Source organism: Saccharothrix sp. NBAS 001 (assembly GCF_056640475.1).
In genome coordinates, this window is record NZ_CM153251.1 from 6,641,995 (window position 1) to 6,662,872 (window position 20,878).

Sequence of the window (20,878 nt, forward strand, 5' to 3'; positions counted from 1 at the left end):
GATGAAGAAATGTTCGGAGCCGGTCGGAGCCAGTCCGGCCGAGACCTGGCCACTCGCCGGGCGTGATGGCGCCGGCGATTTACCGGGCGGACTCGTGGTGCGCAAGTACGGCGGCTCCTCGTTGGCCACCCCCGGGCAGGTCCGGGACGTGGCCCGGTCGCTGGTCGCGCTGACCGAGGAGGGCAAGCGGGTCGTGGTCGTGGTGTCCGCCATGGGCGACACCACCGACGACCTGGTCGCGCTCGCGGGCGAGTTCGCCGACCAACCCGAGGAGCGCGAACTGGACCAGCTGATGGCGACCGGCGAGCAGGTCTCGGCCGCCGTCCTCGCGCTGGCCCTCAACCAGTGCGGGATCGCCGCCGGGTCGCTGTCCGGCGACCAGGCCGGGATCGTCGTGGGCGGACGACCCGGCGCGGGCGTGATCGAGCACATCGACGCCCACCGGATCCGGCGGCGGCTGGAGCGCTGGCGGGTCGTCGTCGTGGCCGGGTTCCAGGGCCGCGACCAGGACGGCGAACTGCTCACGCTCGGCCGGGGCGGTTCGGACACCACGGCGGTCGCCCTGGCCGCCGCGCTGGGCAGCGCGGACTGCGAGATCTGCACCGACGTGCCCGGCGTGCACACCGCCGACCCGAGGGTGGTGCCCGGCAGCACGCGGCTGGACACCGTGCCCTACGACGTGATGACCGAACTCGCCGGGCGCGGCGCGAAGGTGCTGCACCCGAGGTCGGTCGCGCTCGCCGAGCGGCACGAGGTGCGGGTGCGGGTGGTGCACTCGGCGTGGCCCGTGCTGGGCACGACGGTCGCCGCCGAACCGCTGGAGGCCGGCCACCGGGTGGTCGGGATCGCGCACGAGCGCGACGTCCGGCTGGTGTCGCTGGCCCTCGCCGGCACCGCGGCCGACCGTTGCGGACCGGCGCTGGCCCGGCTGGTCGAGCACGGCCTCAACCCGGACGTGCTGACCTGGAAGGACGGGCACGAGGTGCGGTTCACCGTGCGCGGCGGCGACCGGGTGGTCGACGTGGTCGACGAGGTCGCCCGCGAGCTGGGCGCGCCCTGGACCGTGCAGGACGGCCTGGGCGCGGTGTCCGTGGTGGGCGTCGGCCTGTTCGACCACCCCGGTTACCTGGCCGGGCTGCTGCGCGCGGTGGGCGAACTCGGCGGCGTGGTGTCCGCGCTGACCACCTCGTCGTCCCGGTTCACCGCCGTCCTGCCCGCCGGCCTGGTCGACCAGGCGGTGCGCCGCCTGCACGACGTGTTCGGGCTCGGCGAGCCCGTCGGGGTCGGGCGGTGAGCCCGCGCGACGCTCCCATCGGCGTGGTCGCCGACGGCCGGGTCCTCACCTGCGGCGGGTTCGGCCAGGAGGTCCGCTGGCGGGACGGCGAACGGCTGGAGGAGGTGTTCGAGCAGCACTGCGACGCCGTGGCCGGGGCCCTGGCGGTGGACGCGGACGGCGTCCGGCTGACCTTCGCCGAACTCGACCGGTGGGCCAACCGGCTCGCCCGGCACCTGCGCGCGGCGGGCGTCCGGCCCGGCGACCGGGTCGGCCTGCTGTTCGACGACCCGGCGCACACCTACGTCGGGACGCTCGCGGTGCTCAAGGCCAACGCGGCCTACGTGCCGCTGGACCCGGCGTTCCCGGACGACCGGCTGGACTTCATCGCGCGGGACGCCGGCGTCCGCCGGGTGCTGACCGCGTCGTCGCTGCGCGACCGGGTCCCGGTCGACGCGGTGTGCCTGGACGAGGCGGACCCGAACCTGCCCTCGCACCGGCTCACCGCCGACGAGAAGGGCGTGCCGCCGGACGACCTGTGCTACGTCGTCTACACCTCCGGGTCGACCGGCCGCCCCAAGGGCGTGACCGTGGAGCACGCCGCGATCTGCAACTTCGTCCGGGTCGCGGTGGAGGTCTACGGGATCGAGCCCGGCGACCGGATGTACCAGGGCATGACGATCGCCTTCGACTTCTCGGTCGAGGAGATCTGGGTGCCGCTGCTGTCCGGCGCGACCCTCGTGCCGCGTCCGCCGGGCGCGGCGCTGGTCGGCCACGAGCTGCGGGAGTTCCTGCTCGACCGGCGGATCACCGCGCTGTGCTGCGTGCCGACGCTGCTCGCCACGATCGACGCCGACCTGCCGGACCTGCGGTTCCTGCTGGTCTCAGGCGAGGCGTGCCCGGAGGACCTGGTGACCCGCTGGCACCGCCCCGACCGGCGGTTCCTCAACGTGTACGGCCCGACCGAGGCGACCGTCACCGCGACCTGGGCCGTGGTGCGGCCGGACCGCCCGGTGACCATCGGCGTGCCGCTGCCGACGTACTCGGTGGTGGTGCTCGACCCGGACGAGCCGCGCGCGCTGGACCGGGGCGAGGCGGGCGAGCTGGGCATCGCCGGGATCGGCCTGGCCACCGGCTACCTCAACCGGCCGGAGCTGACCGGGCGGGCGTTCATCCCGGACTTCCTCGGGGTGCCGAACAACCCGTCCGGCCGGATCTACCGGACCGGCGACCTGGCCCGCATCGACGACGCGGGCGAGGTGGAGTACCTGGGCCGGATCGACACCCAGGTGAAGATCCGGGGCTACCGGGTGGAGCTGACCGAGATCGAGTCGGTGCTGCTCCGGGTGCCCGGCGTGGCCCAGGCGGTGGTCGAGCCCTACCGGCCCGACCCGGCGACCGCCGAGCTGGTCGGGTACTACAGCCTGCGCCAGGGCGCGGCGGACCCGGGAGCCGACGAGATCTACCGGGTGCTGCGGGAGCGCCTGCCCGCGTACATGGTCCCCGCCTACCTGGAACCGCTCGACCTGGTGCCGATGACGCCGCAGGGCAAGGCCGACCGGCGCAACCTGCCGCCGCCCTCGGCCCGGCGGGCGCTGGCCGGCGGACGCGCGCACGTGCCGCCCGGCGACGAGACCGAGCGGGCGCTGGCCGAGGCGCTGGCCGAGGTGCTCCGCGTGGACGAGGTGTCGGTGGACAGCGAGTTCTTCGCCGAGCTGGGCGCGGATTCGCTGCTGCTGGCCAGGTTCTGCGCGAAAGTGCGGCAGCGCACCGAACTGCCTCCCATCCCGATGCGCGACGTCTACCGGCACCCGTCGGTGCGCGCGCTGGCGGCCTCGTTGGCCGGCGGCGGCAAATCGGTCACGGTGGAACCGGCGCGGCGCTACGCGACGGCCCGCTACCTGCTCTGCGGGTTCGCCCAGGTGCTGGTCTTCCTCGGCTACGCCTGCGGGGCGGGGCTGCTGCTGGACACCGGTTTCGGCTGGATCGCCGGGGCGGACGGGATCGGCGGGCTGTACCTGCGCGCGGTGGCCTCGGCGGCGCTCGCGTTCGCGTTCCTGTCCCTGGTGCCGATCGGCGCGAAGTGGCTGCTGATCGGGCGGTGGGACGAGCGGGAGATCCCGCTGTGGGGTTGGGCCTACCTGCGCTTCTGGACGGTGAAGGCGCTGATCCGGTTCAGCCCGATGGCGTTGTTGGCCGGTTCCCCGCTCTACGTGCTCTACCTGCGGGCGCTCGGCGCGAAGATCGGCCGGGGCGCGCTGCTGCTGACCCGGAACCCACCGGTCTGCACGGACCTCGTCACCATCGGTGCCGGCGCGGTGGTCCGCAAGGACTCGTGGCTCAACGGCTACCAGGTGCGCGGCGGCCGGTTGCGGACCGGGCGGATCACGCTGGGTCGGGAGGCGTTCGTCGGCGAGATGGCCGTGCTCGACGTCGACACCGCGATCGGCGACCACGCCCAGCTGGGGCACGCCTCGTCGCTGCACGGTGGGCAGCGCGTGCCGGACGGCGAGTCGTGGCACGGCACCCCGGCCCGCAAGTCCACTGTGGACTACCGCGCCCTGGACGGGACCCGGCTGCCGCGTGGCCGGCGGTTCTGGTTCGGGCTCAGCCAGCTCGTGGTGCTGGTGCTGTTCCCGCTGCCCGCGTCGCTGCTGGTGACGGACCTGGCCATGGCCATGGTGTACGAGGGCACGCCGGACTTCGCCGACTGGGCGTTCTACCGGGGTCAGCTGGCCGACTCGGCGCTGCTGTACTTCGGCGGCCTGCTGGCCACCCTGGTGCTGGTGCTGACCGTGCCGAGGCTGCTGTCGCGGTTCGTGCGGCCTGGCCGGGCGTACCCGCTGTACGGGTTGCGCTTCTCCCTGCACCAAGGGGTTTCCCGGCTGACGAACGTCCGGGCGCTCAACTACCTGTTCGGCGACAGCTCGGCCATCGTGCACTACCTGCGCGCGCTGGGCTACCGGCTCGGGCGGGTGGAGCAGACCGGCTCGAACTTCGGCGTGGAGGTCAAGCACGAGGCACCCGGGCTGTCCACGATCGGCGTCGGCACCATGGTGTCGGACGGGCTCTCCCTGCTCAACGCCGACTTCTCCGGCACGTCGTTCCGGGTGCGCGAGGTGGCGGTCGCGCCGAAAGCCTTCCTGGGCAACAACATCGCCTACCCGCCGGACGCCCGCGTGGGCGAGGACTGCCTGCTGGCGACGAAGGTGCTGGTGCCGCTGGACGGCCCGGTGCGGACCAACACCGGTCTGCTCGGCTCGCCCGCGTTCGAGATCCCGCGCAACGTCAAGCGCGACGCCGACATCGACGTGCTCGAAGGCCGCCGGCTGCGGCTGGGCGCGAAGAACCGGCACAACGCGGTCACCGCGCTGATCTACCTGCTGGTGCACTGGCTCCAGGTGTTCGGGCTGGTGCTGATCGGCGTGGCCGCCGGAAGCCTGCACAGCACCTACGGCTGGCTGACGACGTCGGCGGACCTCGTGCTGTCGGTGGTGTTCTCGGCGTGCTTCATGGTGTTCGCCGAACGGGCGGTGCAGGGCTTCCGCCGGCTGCGCCCGAGGTTCTGCTCGATCTACGACCCGGTCTTCTGGCGGCACGAGCGCTTCTGGAAGCTCAGCCCGGGGCGGTACCTGATGCTGTTCGACGGCACCCCGATGAAGAACGCGCTGTGGCGGCTGCTCGGCGTGCGGATCGGCCGGCGGGTGTTCGACGACGGCTGCTCGATCCCGGAGAAGTCGCTGATCACCATCGGCGACGACTGCTCGCTCAACGCCGGCAGCGTCATCCAGGCGCACTCGCTGGAGGACGGCGCGTTCAAGTCCGACCACGTCCGAATCGGCGCGGGCGCGACGCTGTGCACCGGCGCCTTCGTCCACTACGGCACGACCGTGGGCGAGAACTCCCTGCTGGAACCGGATTCCTTCCTGATGAAGGGAACCGACGTCCCCACCCGGTCGCGGTGGCGGGGCAACCCCGCCGTCGAACTGACCGAAGAGAGCGCGGCCGAACCCGCGCGGAGGCCATCATGACCCAGACCACCGAACACTTCCCGCTGGTCACCACGGACCTGCCCGGCCCGAGGTCGGCGGAGTACCTGGACCACCAGACCCGGTGGGAGTCCAACGCCCGCAGCTACCCCCGCCGGCTGCCGATCGCGCTGGCCGAGGGCTTCGGCAGCTACGTGCGCGACGTGGACGGCAACGTGTTCATCGACTTCCTGTGCGGAGCCGGTGTGCTGTCTTTGGGCCACAACCACCCCGAGGTGGCCGCGGCGGCGGCCGACCGGCTGTCCGTGCTCACCCACGCGCTGGACTTCCCCACCCCGGCCAAGCGCGAGTTCCTGGACGCCCAGCTGTCCATGCTCGCACCCGACCTGCGGTCCCGGATGAAGGTGCACTTCTGCGGGCCGACCGGCGCGAACGCCGTGGACGCGGCGCTCAAGCTGTGCAAGACCGCCACCGGGCGCAGCGAGATCATCTCGTTCCAGGGCGGTTTCCACGGTTCCAGCCACGCGGCGATGGCGCTGACCGGCCTGGTGTCGCAGAAGGAGCCGGTCGCCGGCGGGATGCCCGGCGTGCACTTCTTCCCCTACTCGTACTGCTCGCGCTGCCCGCTGGGGCTGCGGCCGGACTCGTGCGAGACCAACTGCGTGAACCTGCTGGAACGCGCGCTGGAGGACCCCAACGGCGGCATCCCCCTGCCGGCCGCGGTGGTGCTCGAAATGGTGCAGGGCGAGGGCGGCGTGATCCCGGCGCGGCTCGACTTCGTCCGCCGGCTCCGGGCGCTGACCAGGGCGCTGGACATCCCGCTGGTGGTGGACGAGGTGCAGACCGGCTGCGGCCGCACCGGCACCTGGTTCGCCTTCGAGCAGTACGACATCGAGCCGGACGTGATCATCGCGTCGAAGGCGTTGAGCGGCATCGGCCTGCCGGTGGCGCTGATCATCTACGACAAGCGCCTGGACACGTGGGCCCCCGGCGCGCACACCGGCACGTTCCGGGGCAACCAGGCGGCGTTCGCGGCGGGCGTGGAGACGATCCGGATCTTCCGGCGCGACGACGTGCTGGCCAACGTGCGCGAGCGCGGCGAGCAGCTGCGCACCCGGCTGGCCGAACTCGACGGCAACCCCTGGGTGCGCGAGATCCGCGGTCGCGGCCTGATGCTGGGCGTCGAACTGGCCGACCCGGTCACCGGGGCACCCGCGGCCGAACGGGCGGCGGCCGTCCAGTCCTACGCGCTGCGCCGGGGCCTGATCATCGAGCTGGGCGGCCGCGACGACTGCGTGATCCGGCTGATGCCCCCGTTGAACGTGACGGAGGAGGTGATCGACCAGGCGGCCCGGATCCTCGTGGACGCCGTGGGGCAGTACTGCGCCTGATCCCGGCGCGGAGCGGCCGGCTCGCGGGCCGGCCGCTCCCCCCGTCGGTAACGCCGGCCCCCGGCCGCCGGATACCGCTCATGCACCCACGGGGGATCGGGGCGGGGCATGACGGACAAGTGGTACCAGCCGATCGCGGTGATCTCCGGGGCCGCGCTGCTGGTCGCGGGCTCGACGGCCCTGGTGCTGTCGATCATGGCCGGGTTCGGGGGCGGTGAGGTCTACGGCGACTTCGACTGCGCGCCGCTGCCCGGCGTGGAGGTGGCCGCCGAGACGACCGTGGACGCGGCCGGGCGCGACTACGTCCGGGTGACGAGCCGGCTGGAGATCAGCCTGCCCCGGGACAACCCGCTGGCACCGCACCTGCTCGCCCCACCGGACGAGTCCGCGTACCGGGGCGCGCTGCGCTGCCTGCTCGGCCGTGGCCGCGAGGAGGACCGCGCCGCCGAGATCCGGGAGTCGCCGGCTTCGGCGACCGTCGTCGGCGACCGGCTGGAGGTCGTCGACCGCGTTTACACCGACGTGGTCGGCACCCCCGATTTCGCGGTGGGGGTCGTCCGGGTCACCGCGTCCGGGCCGGACCGGTGGCAGCTCACCCACCAGCCGCCGGCGGCGCTGTCCGCCGCGAGGTGGACCAGGGTCTCGGTGCGCACGCCCGCCGGCTGGGCGCGCTCACCGGCGCCCGCGCCCGCCACCAGCACCGACGTGGAGACCACGTGGACGACCGACCGCGCCGGGCCGTGGTCGGTCGTCGTCGTGCCGGACGCCCGGGTGGCGGTCGGCGCGGCCGCCGTGACCCACCCGTGGTCGGTGCTCGCCCTGGCCTTGTCGTGGCTCGCGCAGGTCGTGGTGGCGGTGGGTCTGGTGTTGTGGATCCGGAGATCGCCGACCCCCGCCGGGGCGCGCGCCGAAGCGCTGCGCCTGGCCGTCCCGGTCGCCGTGGTGGCGGTCGTGACGGCGGTCGCGGACGTCGCCGCCCAGTACTTCCTGAACGCTCCCGGTGCCGTGGTCGACCTGCGGCTCGTCGGCTGGGTCGAGGGCGCGGGAGTGCTGGCGCTGTTCGGTTTCTGCGCGTGGCGCTGGCGGTTGCGACGCCTGCCGCTGCTCGCGCTGGTGGTCGCCGCCGTCGGCCTCGGCGCGCTGCCGGTCGTCTGGACCTACCGGGAGTGGCCCGCGCTCGTCGCGGTGAACCCGTTGTCGGTGACCGTGAAGACCGCGTTCGTGCTGGTGCTGGGGACGCTGGTCGCGGCCTCGGTCGCCCAGGCGTTCGGGATCGCCCGCCGCCTCGACCCGGCGCACCGGATCAGCCGGTGGGTGTGGGGCGGCGCGGTGGTCGTCGCGGTTCTCGTCGTGCTGGACCGGCTGTCGTCCGACGTGGTGAACACCGGCCGGGTCCGGTGGCTGTCCCCGTTCCCGCTCGACGCCGCAGCGGTGTGCTGCACGTTCGACCGGTACCCCGCGCAACTGGCGAGAGATCTGGCCGACCCGCTGCTGCTCGTGCCGGTGATGGCGTTGTGGGCGTTGATGAAGCGGCACGTCGCCGAGGTGGACCCGGTCGACGTGCGGTGGCTCAAGACCGCGGCGGCCGTGCTGTTCTTCGTGGGCGTGGTGGACTGGGGTCTGGTCGTGTGGGGCTGGACGCTCCCGGTGTGGTCGGTGACGGCGGTCGTCGTGCTGCTGGTGTTCCGGCGGTTGCGATCGCCGTTGGACCGGCCGATGGGCGCGTCGACCGTGCGCGAGAACGTCCTGGGGACGGGCCTGGACACGCTGCGCCGGCACGCGCGTGACGTCGTCGTCACCGCCAGGAGGCGGCGGGAGCCGGACACGCCAAGGGGTTACGACCTGATCGGCGGCCTCACGCCGTTGGACGTCCTGCTCGCCCTCGGACCGGGTGCCGAGCCGGTGGCCAACGCCCGGCACGCGATCCGGTACGCGCTGGCGCTGGGCCTGCCGGTGAGCCTGCTGGTCAACGGCTGGGTCTGGCTCGACGGGCTGTCCTTCGCGCAGCGCCAGCCCGGCTACCTGGCGGAGTCGGCGTTGCTCGTGGTGTGGGTGGTCGTCCGGTGGTGGTGCACCGGGGCGGTGGTCGGTCTGCTGTGGCAGCACCTGCCGGGCAGGCGCGGCCCGGTGAAGGTGCTGCCGGTGGTCCTGGTGTTCGCCGGGGTCAGGCTGGCCTCCGACGGCCTGCTCCGGCTCGCCGACGGCGCGCTCCCGCCGGCGACGCCGGTCGGCGTGGTCGCCTTCGCCGCCGTCGTCACGGCCACCGGGTGGCTGATGGACCGGCGCACGCTCAAGGCGTTGCGCAGGATCGGGTAGTCCTCGACCGCGCGGCCCGCGGTCGGGCCGAGCCGGCGCTGCCAGTCGCGCTCGCTCTGGCCGCTGCGGGCCGGCACGGTCAGCCACGCGGCCTCGCTGATGCCGACGCCGATCACGTAGGCGAGCACCGTGCCGATCGCCGGGCCCGCCTAGGCCGGGGGGAAGCCGGCGGCGGCGAGCAGCGCCATCATGCCCGGGACGCGGATCTCGCCGTACACCTCGTCCACGACCAGCTCGACCAGCTCGTCGCGGTTGGCCACGTGCCGGTGCAGCGAGGTCGCGCCGGCGTCGAGGCGGGTGCCCGGCCGGCGCATGGTCAGCGCGTCGATGCCCTCCGCGTCCAGCAGCGCGACCGCCTCCGCGACGATCTGCGCCCGGTTGAGCGAGGGCTGGTCCCGGGAGCGGCGCTGCCTGGTCCACACCGAGGGGAGGTCGTCGGTCGTCATGCCCCGACCTCGGCGCACACCATGCGCAAAGCCCTGAGGAGAGATCATGACCGGCAAGCTCAAGGCGAGCGCGCAGGACGTCCAGTAGGTGCTGGACAGCTACGTGCCGGTGTTCGCGGGCCTCCTGCTCACCGCGGGCAGCCTCGCCGACCGCTTCGGCAGGCGGAGGGTGATGATCGTCGGGCCGGCCCTGTTCGGTGCCGCGTCGCTGTTCGCAACCTTCGTGACCAGCCCCGGCGAACTCGTCGCCGCCCGCGTGGTGATGGGCGTCGGCGGCGCGCTGGTCATGCCCGGCACGCGGTCCATCCTGATCAACGTGCCGATCGCCGTCGTGGCCATCGCCGCCGCGATCGTGCTGATGCCCGAGTCGCGCGGCCCGTGGCAGAAGCCCGACCCGCTGGGCGCGATCCTCTCGGTGGTCGGCATGACGGCGCCGGTGTGGATGATCATCGAACTGCCCATGCACGGTTTCCCGCACCGCGCGCGGCGCTCGGCACCCGCGTCGGCAACCGCACGCTCGCCATGACCGGCATGGTCGCGATGGCCGCCGGCTTCCTGCTGCCGGCCGACCTCACCCCGACCACCGGGGTGGTGCCGCTGGTCGTCGCCTTGGCCCTGCTCGGCGCGGGCAGCGGGCGCGCCGCACCGGCCGCATCGCCGCCCTGATGGGCGCGGTTGGCCGACAGCGCCCGCGCCGCGTTCACCGACGCCATGTCCACCGCGTTCGTGGCCGGCGCGGCCGGGGTGCCGGCCACCGCGACCGTGGCCCCGTGCGTGATACGCGGCCGCAAGCCCGCACCGGAGCCCGTCACCGCCGCAACCCCTGCCTGAGCATCGCGGCCGCGCCGTCCGAGGCGCGACCTGCCCGTGAGCGCCCGGCGAAGGGGGACTTCGCCGGGCGCCGCGGTCGTCAGAGGGTCAGCGTCCAGGTGTCGATCTTCCCGATGTCGTTGACCTCGACGTCCTGCACGCGCAGGCGCCACGTCCCGTTGCGCGCCTCGCTGGACAGGTTGACGGTGTAGCTGCGGTTGATGTTGTCCGCGCTGCCGCCGGCCCGGTTGTGCAGCACGTAGACGCTGCCGTCGGGCGCGACCAGGGACACGACCAGGTCGCCGATGTAGGTGTGCGCGATGTTCACCGCGACGGTCGAGGTGGCCGACGCGTTGCCCGAGCAGCCGGACACCGTGACGGCGCTCTGCACGGTCTGGAGGTCGCGGATCGCGTAGTCCGTGCCGTTGGTGACGGGCTGGCAGCCACCGCCGGTCGTCGACACCGTGATGGTGAACGACGCCGAACCGGCCTTGCCCGCCTTGTCGGTCGCGGTCACCGTGACGTTCGCGGTGCCCGCCGCGCTCGGCGTGCCGGAGATGCGGCCGGTGGCCGAGTCGATGGACAGCCCGGCCGGCAGGCCGGTGGCGCTCCAGGTGTAGGGCTGGGTGCCGCCAGTGGCGCTGTTGTCCAGGCTGAACGCCTGGCCGACGGTGGCCGTGCGGTTGCCGGGGTTGGCGACCGTGACGTCACCGGGCTGCGGGTTGCCGTTGAGGAAACCGGTGTACAGCAGCACGTTCGGCGAACCGGTGTTGATGCCCGACAGCTTCCCGGTGGTGCCGTTGTCGACCAGCGCGGCGCGGACCTGCGCCGGGGTGGCGGAGGTGTTCTGCGCCAGGTAGACCGCAGCCGCGCCCGCGACGTGCGGCGAGGCCATCGACGTGCCGGACATCGTGGCGCTGCCGGTGTTGTTGTTGTACGAGGCGGAGACGATGTTGTCGCCCGGCGCCCAGATGTCCAGGCACGAGCCGTAGTTGCTGTCGCTGCGGCGGGTGTCGGTCTTGGTGCTGTTGCCGACCGTGATCGCCTCGGGCAGCCGTTGCGGGCTGTAGTAGCAGGAATCGTCGGTCGAGTTCCCCGCCGCCTGCACCCACTGCACGCCGCTGTCGATCACCGACTTCACCGCGTTGTCGAGGGTCTGGTTGCTGCACCGCTGACGGCAGCCGATGCTGTAGTTGACCACCGCGGGCTTGACGGCGTTGTTCTTGACCCAGTTCATGCCGGCGATCAGGTCGTCGTCGGTGGCGCTGCCGGAGCAGTCGAGGACGCGCACCGCCACGATGGTGGCCTTCTTCGCCACGCCGTACGTGGTGCCCGCCGCGGTGCCGGCGACGTGCGTGCCGTGCCCGTGGCAGTCCTGCGGCGTGGTGTCGTTGTCGACCGCGTCAAAGCCCGCGGCGATGCGCCCGGTGAAATCCGTGTGGTTGGCGTTGATGCCGGAGTCCATCACGTACACCCGCGCGCCCTGACCGGGGTTGGTCGGGTAGGTGTAGGCGTTGTTCAGCGGCAGGTCGCGCTGGTCGACGCGGTCGTCGCCCCAGTTCGGCGGGTTGTTCTGGGTGTCGGTGGCGACCATCCGGGTGACCTGCTGGACGTACTGGACCTTCGGGTCGCGGGCGACCCGCGCGGCCTCGTCGGCCGACATCGAGGCGGAGTACCCGTCGAGCACCGCGCCGTAGGTGTGCCGGACCTGCCCGCCGTACTGGCGGGTCATGGAGGAGGCCGCCGCGCTCACCGACTGCGCGCCCTGCCCCTGGCCCTTGAACACGACGATGTAGCGGCCGGGCACGGCGTCCGCCGAGCCGGCGTTGACGATGGCGGTCGGGGGCTGCGCCGCCGGGGCGGACGCGGCCGGTGTCGCGAAGTACGCGACCATTCCCGAGGCGGCGATCGTGCAGGCGATCGCCTTCAGCGTTGTTTTCCTCATGGTTTGCCGAATTCCTCACTTCGCAGGGTGAAGAGGTCGGGCGCCGCAGCGGCCGACTCCAGACAAACCGTACGAGGAGCTTCAGCGGAGAACCAAGAGGTTACCCGCAATACTCGCAATATTCGTTGAACGCGCAGGTGGAAGGCCACCCCGACACGCTCTACGGATAACCCTACCTACTGTTCCGGCCCGCTCTACCCATAGCTACCGAAAAATCCCCTGAGCAATTAACCGACACTTTCCGTGACAACTCGCGCCGGCCGTTCCCCGCCCTCCTGGAGGGATACCGCACTCGGTCGGCAGGATGAGCCGGCGTCATCCCGGCGACCGACGCCCGCCGACGTCCGGCGCGGTCATGATCGCCGCACCCGACCCCTGAGGGGATGACATGAAACGAGCGTTGGCCGTAGCCACCGCGATCGGCGTGGCCGCCACGTTGGCGGTTCCCGCGTCCGCACAAGCCGCACCCGCGCCGACGTGGCAGGCGTGCGGCGAGCACGGTGCCGAGTGCGCCACCGTGGCGGTGCCGCTGAACTGGGCGAAGCCGAACGGCGAGCGGATTTCCCTGGCCGTGTCCCGGTTGTCGGCCGCCGACCCGGCGCGCCGCATCGGCGTCCTGTTCATCAACCCGGGCGGCCCCGGCGGCCCGGCCGTGCCGATGGTCCGCGACGAACCGACCGAGGTGTTCCCGGCGAACCTCCGCGACCGCTTCGACATCGTCGGCGTGGACCCGCGCGGCGTGGGCGAGAGCGTCCCGGCCATCAACTGCCCGAAACCGCCCTACGACCCGAAGGTGAGCCACCACCCGCAGACCCCGGAGCAGTTCCGGGCGCTGGTGGCCTACAACCGCGAGGTGGCCGAGTCGTGCCGCCAGGCGACCGGCCCGCTGATCGACCACGTCGACACCATCAGCGCTGCCAAGGACTTCGACGCGGTGCGCGCCGCGCTGGGCGCGGACAAGGTGAGCTGGCTGGGCCTGTCGTACGGCACGCACCTGGGCGCGACGTACGCGCAACTGTTCCCGTCACGGGTGCGCTCCGCGGTCCTGGACGGAGCGATGGACCACACGATCGGCGCGCGCCGCCTGGCGTCCGACGAGACGCGCAGCACGGAGGACGTGTTCAACGAGTTCGCGAAGTGGTGCGCGGCAACGACAACCTGCGCGCTGCACGGCCGTGACGTCAAGGCCGAGTACAGCGCGCTGCTCGCACGGGCCGACCGCCACAACATCCCAGCGGAAGGAATCCCTTACGGCATCACCGCCGAGCAGATCGGCTACGGCGTCTACAACGCGTTGTACATGACGCAGGACTGGCCCAGGTTGGCCGAAGTCCTCCGGGACGTCCTGGTCCCGAACCCCGACGCGGCCATCTTCGGCCGAGTGGGCTCCGACGCCGCGTACCGGGTGATCGGCTGCCACGACTTCCCCAGTGACGTCAAGACGTTCGCCGAACTGGCCGTCCGCCAACAGGAATCCCGCCGGCTGGCCCCGGTGACCCGGGGCTACACCGAGGGCTGGGACATCCAGGCGGGTTGCACGGGCTGGCCGATCCGTCCCGCGAACCCGTGGTCCCGCCTCAACGTCAAGGGGGCCAAGAACGTCCTCGTGGTGAGCGGCGAGCACGACCCGGCCACCCCGCGGGTGTGGGGCGACGGCCTGGTCTGCCAGATCCAAGGCGCGAAACACCTGATCTGGCCCGGCGTGGGCCACACCGCCTACTTCAACGACCCGTCCACCCAGGCCCGCGAGGTCGACCACCTGCTCAACGCAGCCTGACCGACCTCGCCGCACGTCCCGGTGTCGTCCCCCGACGCCGGGACGTCGTGCTGTCCTGCCCCGGACGGGCCGAACCCGCCGAAAACAACTCGCCAACGCACATTCACGTCTTCTTCGCAAATCTGCGGAATCCACCCGCAAGACCACACACCCGACCACATTCACTCGATCGAGCGACAACCGCACAAATAACCCCAGGCAGACCGACAGACCAGCCCCCAAAAGCACCGCAAGCCCATTACCGGGCATATCCACCCGAACGACCAGCTGCACCGATTGGCCTACACCGCTCACCGCCGGCCCAGGGCCGCTCGGCGCAGCACACCACCGGAAACGCGACTACCGACCACCCGCTGCGCCATGCTCGACAACGCCGCAGTCGCCCGGCACCGGAAATAGCAACGCGGTCTCCTGTTGCAGCAGGAGACCGCGCGATGTCCCACCCGCGTCCAACTGGCCTGGCGAGTCCAGAAACTGCTTGGAGGAACAACTGTTGAGTGTAGAGGTGAGAGAACACCCGACGCGCGATTTCCCGCCCCCACAGCCGGGCGACTCCAACCGCACAGGCGTTCGACAGAGCCTCCAGCTGCACACCCTCCCCCGGCCCACCCCCGCCAAACCCCACCCCACCCGGCACAACCACCCGTCCCCCACCACCCTCCCCAACCCCACAACCCAACGCCGCCAAAGCCGAACCCTCCTGGGCCTGGCCCTGCTGGGCACAGTCCCGATAGTCCCCCTGCTCGGCCGCTGGTCGGTCATATCCCTGACCGCCGTAGCAGGCTGCATGGTCGTCACCTACCTGGAAGGCCCGTCCCGCCCCTGACCCACCACTTCCCGACCCCTCCGGAAAGCAGCACCCGCGACCCCCGTCGGCGACGACCGACCCACCGTCCGGCAATACGGGCCATCTCCGGACCCGCTGTATTCCGCGATCACCCCGATCTCGGCCGCGCAGAAGTCGCCCCACGACCACGTGTGGCACCGATACCCTGACTTCCATGGGGGTCGTAGAACACACCGCAGTAGGACCCACGCAGCTGGCCGCTCTGTCGGACCCGCTGGAACGCCTGTACCGCAAGTGCTTCGCCGAACCTCCGTGGTCAGCGACCGAAGACCACTTCGCCGGATTCCCACGAAGGTTCGCAAACCACCTGTCCACACCAGGAACGCACGGCCTGGTGACCCACGAGGACAACTCCCTCGCGGCCGTGATCTACGGCTGGCCCACCAATCCCGACCCGAACTCGCCGTTCTACGCCGCAGTGCGCCAGGCCGTAGCCCCGGAAGCCCGACACCACCTGAAGGCTCCCGCACTGGAGGTGGTGGAACTGATGGTCGACCCGGACCGCAGAGGCCGGGGCATGGCCAGAACCCTCCTGGACAAGTTCGCCTCCGACGGCCCGGCGTGGCTCTGCACCCACCCGGAAGCCCCAGCGGCCCACCTCTACAAATCGGCAGGCTGGACCACCCACGGCACCTTCACAGATCAGGCGGGCACACCGCTCCAGGTGTACGTGCTGGAGAGGTAGCCCCTGCGCGGCCACATACCCCGTCGACCAACGATCCACTGCACGACCTCGGCAGCCGAGCGATGGAATCCCTACCGGAACAGGGTTGACGAGTGCTGAGTGCGCGAAGTGGCCGAGGTCGGCAGTCTCCGATCGTGAGCACCCGACCACGTAACGGCACCTTTGTCCACGTCGATCAGGATGTGTGATGCACGAACCTGCTGCCCTAGTGCCCGCCACCGAGGCTGCCTCCCCGGACACGGCGGAGCGGGTGAGGCGGCAGGCTGACGCGGTGGTGTCGCTGTACCTCACGGGCGTCGAACTCGGGCAACCTGTGACGAGGGAGCAGAAGGAGGCGATCGAGGGCATTTTCGCCGCCGACTACGACGGGCGCACGATCATCGAGTTGCTGCAGAACGGGCACGACGCGCACGATCCCGATCGCTCCGACGGGATGCTGGAGTTCTTGCTGGACGAGACCGAGGGCGACCACGGTGTCCTCTACGCGGCCAATGGCGGACGGCCGGTCGACGAGGACAACTTCGACTCGATGTGCCGGATCGCGCTGAGCAGCAAGCGGCCGGACGAGGGCATCGGCAACAAGGGCGTCGGCTTCAAGAGCGTGCTTCAGCTGACCGACTGCCCGGAGGTTTTCAGCGCCGCCCAGCAAGGGGCACGCCGCTTCGACGGTTTCCGGTTTCGTTTCGGTCGTCCCTCCGATTTCGACGAACTGGCGGCCCGTCACAGCTCGGATCGGGCGGGGTTGGCTGATGAGCTGCGGGAGAACGTGTCGACCTTGAAGGTGACCGTGCCGCTCACGCGAACCCCCGCCGTGGTCGAAGACTTCGCCCGGCGCGGCTTCTCGACGGTCATCCGCCTGCCGTTGCGCTCGGTCGCGGCGCGCAAGCGCGCTCGGGAGCAGCTGAGCCGGCTATCCCACGACGAGGTGCCATTCCACCTCTTCCTCGTCCGGGTGGCCGAGATCGTGGTCCGGGTGCGTGACGCCGAGCGCGAGAACGCACAGCGGTTGACCCGAACCACACGACCCCAGCCGGGCACCGGGACTCTGTCCGTCGAGCAGGTGTCGCTCGGGGAGCAGGGCACGTACCTGGTCTTCAACCGGGTAGTGGACGAAGCGGTGATGAGAGGCGCAATCGAGGCGAGCCTGGAGGACAACACCATCGGCTCCGGTTGGGCGAACTGGAGGGGTGACGGCGTGGTGAGCGTCGCCGTGCCACTGGGCACACCGCTCCGCCATGGGCGCGTCTACGCGTTCCTGCCGTTGGGGGAAGATGCTCGCCACCCTCTCGCCGCGCTGGTCAACGGTCCGTTCTTCGCCAACCTCGACCGGCGGGACGTGCACGAGGCGGTCCACCTCAACGATGTCCTTTACGACGAAGTCGCCGCCTTGTGCGCCGACGCGGTCATCGCCGCCTGCCTCGGCGGGCTGGACTTGCCGAACGGTGTGCGACTCGATCTCGTCTGCTGGTCGGACCACTGGCTGGAGCGCCTGGCCACCGCGCTGGAGTCCCGAGGCTTTCCGCTTGATGAACTCCCCGTGCTCCCGCAGCTGGACGGCCCGGACGGCCTCCCACTCACGTCTGCACTCCTGTGGCCACACCGCGGGAAGGTGTTCACCCCCGAGGCGGTCGCGGCAGCGGGCGAGAGCCGATTGGTGCGGCATGATCTGCATGAGCACCGTGTCCGGCGGCTGCGGGCCTTGTCAAAAGCTCGCGAGACGACCATCGACGCACAGCCGCGACACCTCGCCGAGTTCGCCGAGACCTTCGCCGCCGATCTGCTCCGCCGAGGGGCGACAGCTGACGTCTGGGCCGACTTCTACGACGATCTCAGCGTGGCACTGCCCAACGCGTCGGCGCTTCGGGACCGTCGGGTCATCTTGACCGAGGGCGATGTGCTCCACGCCGCCGAGGACAACGACCTGACGATCTATTTCGGCCGGGTACGCGGCGAGGGGGGCGAGCTGCCACCCTTGCCCCAGGCTGTGCGTGAACGCCTGGCCTTCATGCCCGGCGACATCCGCTGGGTCGACGACAACCGCAAGCAGCGCCCAGGCCGTCGGTGGTTGGAAGGTGTGGTGCGCGAGTACCGCACTGACGCCGTACTCGACCTTCTGGGCAAGGTCATGAAGGACACGGCTGACGACGGGATCCGGTCCGCGTGCCTGCGGTTCGCCTTCGAACTGTGGCGCGACACCCCTGCGGAACGCCGGGACAACGCGTTGGGCCAGGCCGGCTTGCTCGTGCCCACCCGCAGTGGGTGGCACGCTGCGGCCGATGCCTACTTCGGACCGGCGTGGCACGGTCCGGACCACAGAACCGATCAGCTTCTGGCCGACCTGGTCGCAACCACGGCGGCGGTCTCCGGATCGCTGCGGCTCATCGGCGAGCGGACCCTGATCAAGGAGTTCTCCGAGCCCGACGAGGTCGACGACGCGCTGCTGTTCTTCGAAAGGCTGGGCGTCAACCACGGTCTGGTCCCGTTGCGGGTGGCAGAGCACCTCCACCTCCGCGGCAAGCAGTTGAAGGATCCCCGCACGGTGCAGGACTTCGACATCGGTATCAGTCGGCAAACCCAGGCCGCTTGGCGCGAGCTGGCCGAGCTGTGGGGTCACCGGCCGAGCTACGAATCCACCAGGTACCTGGTCGCGGGCGGGATCGCGGTCCTGCCCGGTCAGGAAGACTGGTCGGTGTTCCACGACGACGCCCGCAAGCTCTACACCCAGCTGGTGCTGCGAGGGCTCGACGTGTGGTCGGAATCAGCTCTCCAAGTCGACTTCCGGGCATCCAGCGACACGGTGAAGGTCGTCTGGCCGTCGTTCGTCGCGGCCTTCCTGCGCGAGGCCGACTGGGTTCCGCAAACCACGCCCGGCGACCGCGCCAAGCAGGTTTTCACCCAGCTGCTCTCGGCGTGGTGGGTCGGCGACACCGACACCCCCGACTACCTGCGCGCGGATCCGGCTGCCTCGCGGTCGCTGCTGACCGACCGGGTCCGCGCCCGGCTCAAGCGGTTGGGAGCCCGGTTCTGGGACGACCCCGCCACGGCCGCGGACCGGCTGGTGGAGATCAACACACTGGTCGAGCGGCAGGGACCTCGGGCGATGACCGTGCGCAGTGCCTACGAGCAGGCATGGCGGGACTTGGTCGATCGCGGCGGGCGGGTACCCCACGCGATCGTGGTGAACGCGCAGGGCGCTCTGGGCCTGGTCGACCTCGACAGGGACGGCGGCGCCGTGTACGCCCGCGATCGGCGCGGGACGGTGCAGACCACGCTGCTGGCGCAGACCCCGGTGCCGATGCTCGCGATCCGTTCGCCCGCTCTGGCAGACCGGGTGCGGCAGGCACTCGTGGACGACGGCGTCACCAGGATCAGGGCGTGCTCGGACGCGGTCGTGGAGGTCCTGGCCGATGGGACCGACCCGCTCGACGTGCCCGGTCGGCCGCTGGACGAGTGGGGCGGCGGCTGGCTGCCGCTGCTCGTCGACGCCGTCGCCGAGCAGCGCCGCCACACCACCCCGGTGAGCGGAGTCACCGGGGCGTCGGCGGTCGAACCGTTGCGGGGCAACGTTCAGCTCGTCGTCGCGGATTCGATCACCGCCGTTGTCGACGGGCACCCGGTGGAGCAGGAGTTCGCGCCCGATTCGGTGCGGGTGACCTCGTCGGCCGGTGACCCGGTGATCGTGGCCCTGCGCGGGTCGGGCGATCGGTGGTCGGTGCTCCAGTCCGCCGCGACGGCCCTGGCCGAGTTCAGAGGTGGGCTCGCCATCGCCGACAGCCTCCGGCTCGCCCTGATCGACCTCGCGGCCCGATGTGGCGACGCCGTGCCCACCCTGGCCGATGTCGCGGCCGTGTTGAGGATGCCGGTGACCGAGGTGGAAGCCCTCGTCGGCGACCGGACGTCGAGCCGGTTCGAACTGGCTCCTGTCCTGGAGTTGGTCGCCTGCATCGACATCGCCACGGCCGAGGAGTTGCAGGGCGTCCGAACCCGGATGACCGATCAGGACGAAGTGCGGAGTTGGCTGGCCGTGCACAGGCCCGACGCCGACCGGATCATCGCCCTCGCGGGCCGGAACGACCTGTTGGACGCGATCCGACAACTCGACATCTCCCTGGCCCACGCCAACGCCGGCCTGCGCGCGCTGCGCCTCAGGCCGATCCACAACCCCGGTGGCCACCGGCAGCAGTTCGACGCCTACGTGCAACAGCACAGGTCCGAAATCCGGGATCGGCTGCGGGACAGGTTCGCGACGGCGTTCCGGACGGGTGCGCCGCTCGACGAGTACGTGCGCCTGCGCGAACTGCCGGGCCTGGAACCGGATCCCGCCTGGCTCGACACGCATTGGAACCTGTCCGACGAGGTCCTGCGAACACACGTCGACGCGTGGGTCGAGGCGGTAGGCGAGCCGTTCGGGCCGGAACGGCCCTTGGCACCGGTCGATGAGCTACGTGAACGAGGACGCCGGGCGGTGTCGCGGAGACTGGACCAAGCGCGGCTCGTCGTCGAAGCGTGGCTGCACCGCGAAGCCGGAGGCCAGGGCAGGTGTCCCGGCGATCCGGCGGAGAACATCGAAACCATGGTCCGATCCGGACTCCTGGACTTCGGGATTCCCCGTTCCGACGCGGTGATCGCGTGGTTGCGGGAGCACGAGCAGTGGCCGGAGGAAATGCCCGCGACCACCGAACCCCGTCAGCTGCGCCTGAACGATGCCGAGCTGGACGCCGCCCGCAGCCGGCTCGACGCCGAGCACGACACGGCGAAGCGCCGGCGCGAAGTCGTCCACTACGGCGGGAAGACCTACTCCACCGACCAGGAAGACCGCGACAACCTGATCCAGGCGCTCCGGGAGAGCGTCCCCCGGGAGGTCTTGGACACCGATCCCGTTCCCGAGTCGTCCACCAGGCTCCGGACGACGCCGTCGGTCACCAGTGCCGGGGGCAGCGGTGCACGGGCGTGGCGCGCTCCCTCGGTCTCGGCGGACAAGACGAAGCTCATCGGGCTCGCGGGCGAGATCGTCGTCGGCGAGTGGCTGCGCGCCACGTTCGACGTCCCGCCCGAAGACAGCTGGTGCTCCGGCTACCGCGCCGACCACCTCGCCGACGGCAGGGGCGACGACACCGGCGGCCACGACTTCGTGGTCAGGAGGCCGGACAGGACTCTCCTCTACGAGGTGAAGGCCACTACCGACGACACACCGCAGTTCACGCTCGGCGAGTCCGAAGTCCGGAGAGCCAACAACCTGGCCGATGGCGAGGAGTACTACATCGTCTTCGTCACCGACGTCCTCGACCCCGCCAAGGTTCGTCTCCGCGTTCTCCCGAACCCATTCGCCCTCGGAGGCATGGCGTCGTACCAGGTCGTGGGCCGTTCCCTCCGCCTCCGGTTCGACCTCGGAAACTGAG

The 20,878-nt window shown here is 71.3% G+C and carries 12 protein-coding genes; 10 read left to right on the forward strand and 2 right to left on the reverse strand.

Annotated features, from left to right (window positions below):
• Positions 1-97: 97 nt before the first annotated feature.
• The 4 genes from AC0HI0_RS28550 to AC0HI0_RS28565 all read left to right on the forward strand — a co-directional run bounded on the left by AC0HI0_RS28550 (position 98) and on the right by AC0HI0_RS28565 (position 8,969).
• Positions 98-1,294, forward strand: a complete 1,197-nt coding sequence (locus AC0HI0_RS28550) for an aspartate kinase (RefSeq protein ID WP_480926588.1) — start codon at positions 98-100, stop codon at positions 1,292-1,294.
• On the forward strand, positions 1,291-5,304 hold the full coding sequence (locus AC0HI0_RS28555) for a Pls/PosA family non-ribosomal peptide synthetase (RefSeq protein WP_480926589.1): 4,014 nt from the start codon (positions 1,291-1,293) through the stop codon (positions 5,302-5,304). The genes AC0HI0_RS28550 and AC0HI0_RS28555 overlap by 4 nt, the downstream gene beginning before the upstream one ends.
• Positions 5,301-6,653: a diaminobutyrate--2-oxoglutarate transaminase family protein gene (locus AC0HI0_RS28560; RefSeq protein WP_480926590.1), complete on the forward strand. Its 1,353-nt coding sequence runs from the start codon at positions 5,301-5,303 to the stop codon at positions 6,651-6,653. The genes AC0HI0_RS28555 and AC0HI0_RS28560 overlap by 4 nt, the downstream gene beginning before the upstream one ends.
• Before the next feature lie 108 nt (positions 6,654-6,761).
• A complete protein-coding gene (locus AC0HI0_RS28565; RefSeq protein WP_480926591.1) occupies positions 6,762-8,969 on the forward strand; it encodes a DUF6185 family protein in 2,208 nt (735 codons plus the stop codon).
• A 149-nt stretch (positions 8,970-9,118) separates the two neighbouring features.
• Here AC0HI0_RS28565 and AC0HI0_RS28570 read toward each other — a convergent pair whose 3' ends face one another.
• Positions 9,119-9,415: a TetR/AcrR family transcriptional regulator gene (locus AC0HI0_RS28570; RefSeq protein ID WP_480926592.1), complete on the reverse strand. Its 297-nt coding sequence runs from the start codon at positions 9,413-9,415 to the stop codon at positions 9,119-9,121.
• 88 nt (positions 9,416-9,503) lie between these two features.
• Between AC0HI0_RS28570 and AC0HI0_RS28575 the strand changes: the two genes are divergently transcribed.
• The 3 genes from AC0HI0_RS28575 to AC0HI0_RS28585 are packed head-to-tail and all read left to right on the forward strand — an operon-like array spanning position 9,504 to position 10,246.
• Positions 9,504-9,941: an MFS transporter gene (locus tag AC0HI0_RS28575; protein ID WP_480926593.1), complete on the forward strand. Its 438-nt coding sequence runs from the start codon at positions 9,504-9,506 to the stop codon at positions 9,939-9,941.
• Positions 9,938-10,081, forward strand: a complete 144-nt coding sequence (locus AC0HI0_RS28580; RefSeq protein WP_480926594.1) for a hypothetical protein — start codon at positions 9,938-9,940, stop codon at positions 10,079-10,081. The genes AC0HI0_RS28575 and AC0HI0_RS28580 overlap by 4 nt, the downstream gene beginning before the upstream one ends.
• A 9-nt stretch (positions 10,082-10,090) precedes the next feature.
• The gene (locus AC0HI0_RS28585) at positions 10,091-10,246 is read left to right on the forward strand and encodes a hypothetical protein (RefSeq protein WP_480926595.1); all 156 of its coding nucleotides are present in this window, start codon (positions 10,091-10,093) and stop codon (positions 10,244-10,246) included.
• Positions 10,247-10,325: 79 nt separating this feature from the next.
• Here the strand turns inward: AC0HI0_RS28585 and AC0HI0_RS28590 are convergent, their stop codons facing one another.
• Positions 10,326-12,170 (reverse strand): S8 family peptidase, encoded by a 1,845-nt coding sequence (locus AC0HI0_RS28590; RefSeq protein ID WP_480926596.1) that lies wholly within the window; start codon positions 12,168-12,170, stop codon positions 10,326-10,328.
• Between the two features lie 388 nt (positions 12,171-12,558).
• Here AC0HI0_RS28590 and AC0HI0_RS28595 point away from each other — a divergent pair, with 388 nt between their 5' ends.
• From AC0HI0_RS28595 to AC0HI0_RS28605, 3 genes are all read left to right on the forward strand, one after another.
• On the forward strand, positions 12,559-13,947 hold the full coding sequence (locus AC0HI0_RS28595; protein ID WP_480926597.1) for an alpha/beta fold hydrolase: 1,389 nt from the start codon (positions 12,559-12,561) through the stop codon (positions 13,945-13,947).
• 1,001 nt (positions 13,948-14,948) lie between these two features.
• Positions 14,949-15,479 (forward strand): GNAT family N-acetyltransferase, encoded by a 531-nt coding sequence (locus AC0HI0_RS28600; RefSeq protein ID WP_480926598.1) that lies wholly within the window; start codon positions 14,949-14,951, stop codon positions 15,477-15,479.
• Between the two features lie 250 nt (positions 15,480-15,729).
• Positions 15,730-20,877: a sacsin N-terminal ATP-binding-like domain-containing protein gene (locus AC0HI0_RS28605; RefSeq protein ID WP_480926599.1), complete on the forward strand. Its 5,148-nt coding sequence runs from the start codon at positions 15,730-15,732 to the stop codon at positions 20,875-20,877.
• Position 20,878: the final 1 nt, after the last annotated feature.

What these genes read in the sequence shown, in the direction of transcription:
- AC0HI0_RS28560 (WP_480926590.1), top strand. Translation starts at nt 5,301, where the DNA reads ATGACCCAGACCACCGAACACTTCCCGCTGGTCACCACGGACCTGCCC.
- AC0HI0_RS28565 (WP_480926591.1), top strand. Translation starts at nt 6,762, where the DNA reads ATGACGGACAAGTGGTACCAGCCGATCGCGGTGATCTCCGGGGCCGCG.
- AC0HI0_RS28570 (WP_480926592.1), bottom strand. Translation starts at nt 9,415, where the DNA reads ATGACGACCGACGACCTCCCCTCGGTGTGGACCAGGCAGCGCCGCTCC.
- AC0HI0_RS28580 (WP_480926594.1), top strand. Translation starts at nt 9,938, where the DNA reads ATGACCGGCATGGTCGCGATGGCCGCCGGCTTCCTGCTGCCGGCCGAC.
- AC0HI0_RS28590 (WP_480926596.1), bottom strand. Translation starts at nt 12,170, where the DNA reads ATGAGGAAAACAACGCTGAAGGCGATCGCCTGCACGATCGCCGCCTCG.
- AC0HI0_RS28595 (WP_480926597.1), top strand. Translation starts at nt 12,559, where the DNA reads ATGAAACGAGCGTTGGCCGTAGCCACCGCGATCGGCGTGGCCGCCACG.
- AC0HI0_RS28600 (WP_480926598.1), top strand. Translation starts at nt 14,949, where the DNA reads ATGGGGGTCGTAGAACACACCGCAGTAGGACCCACGCAGCTGGCCGCT.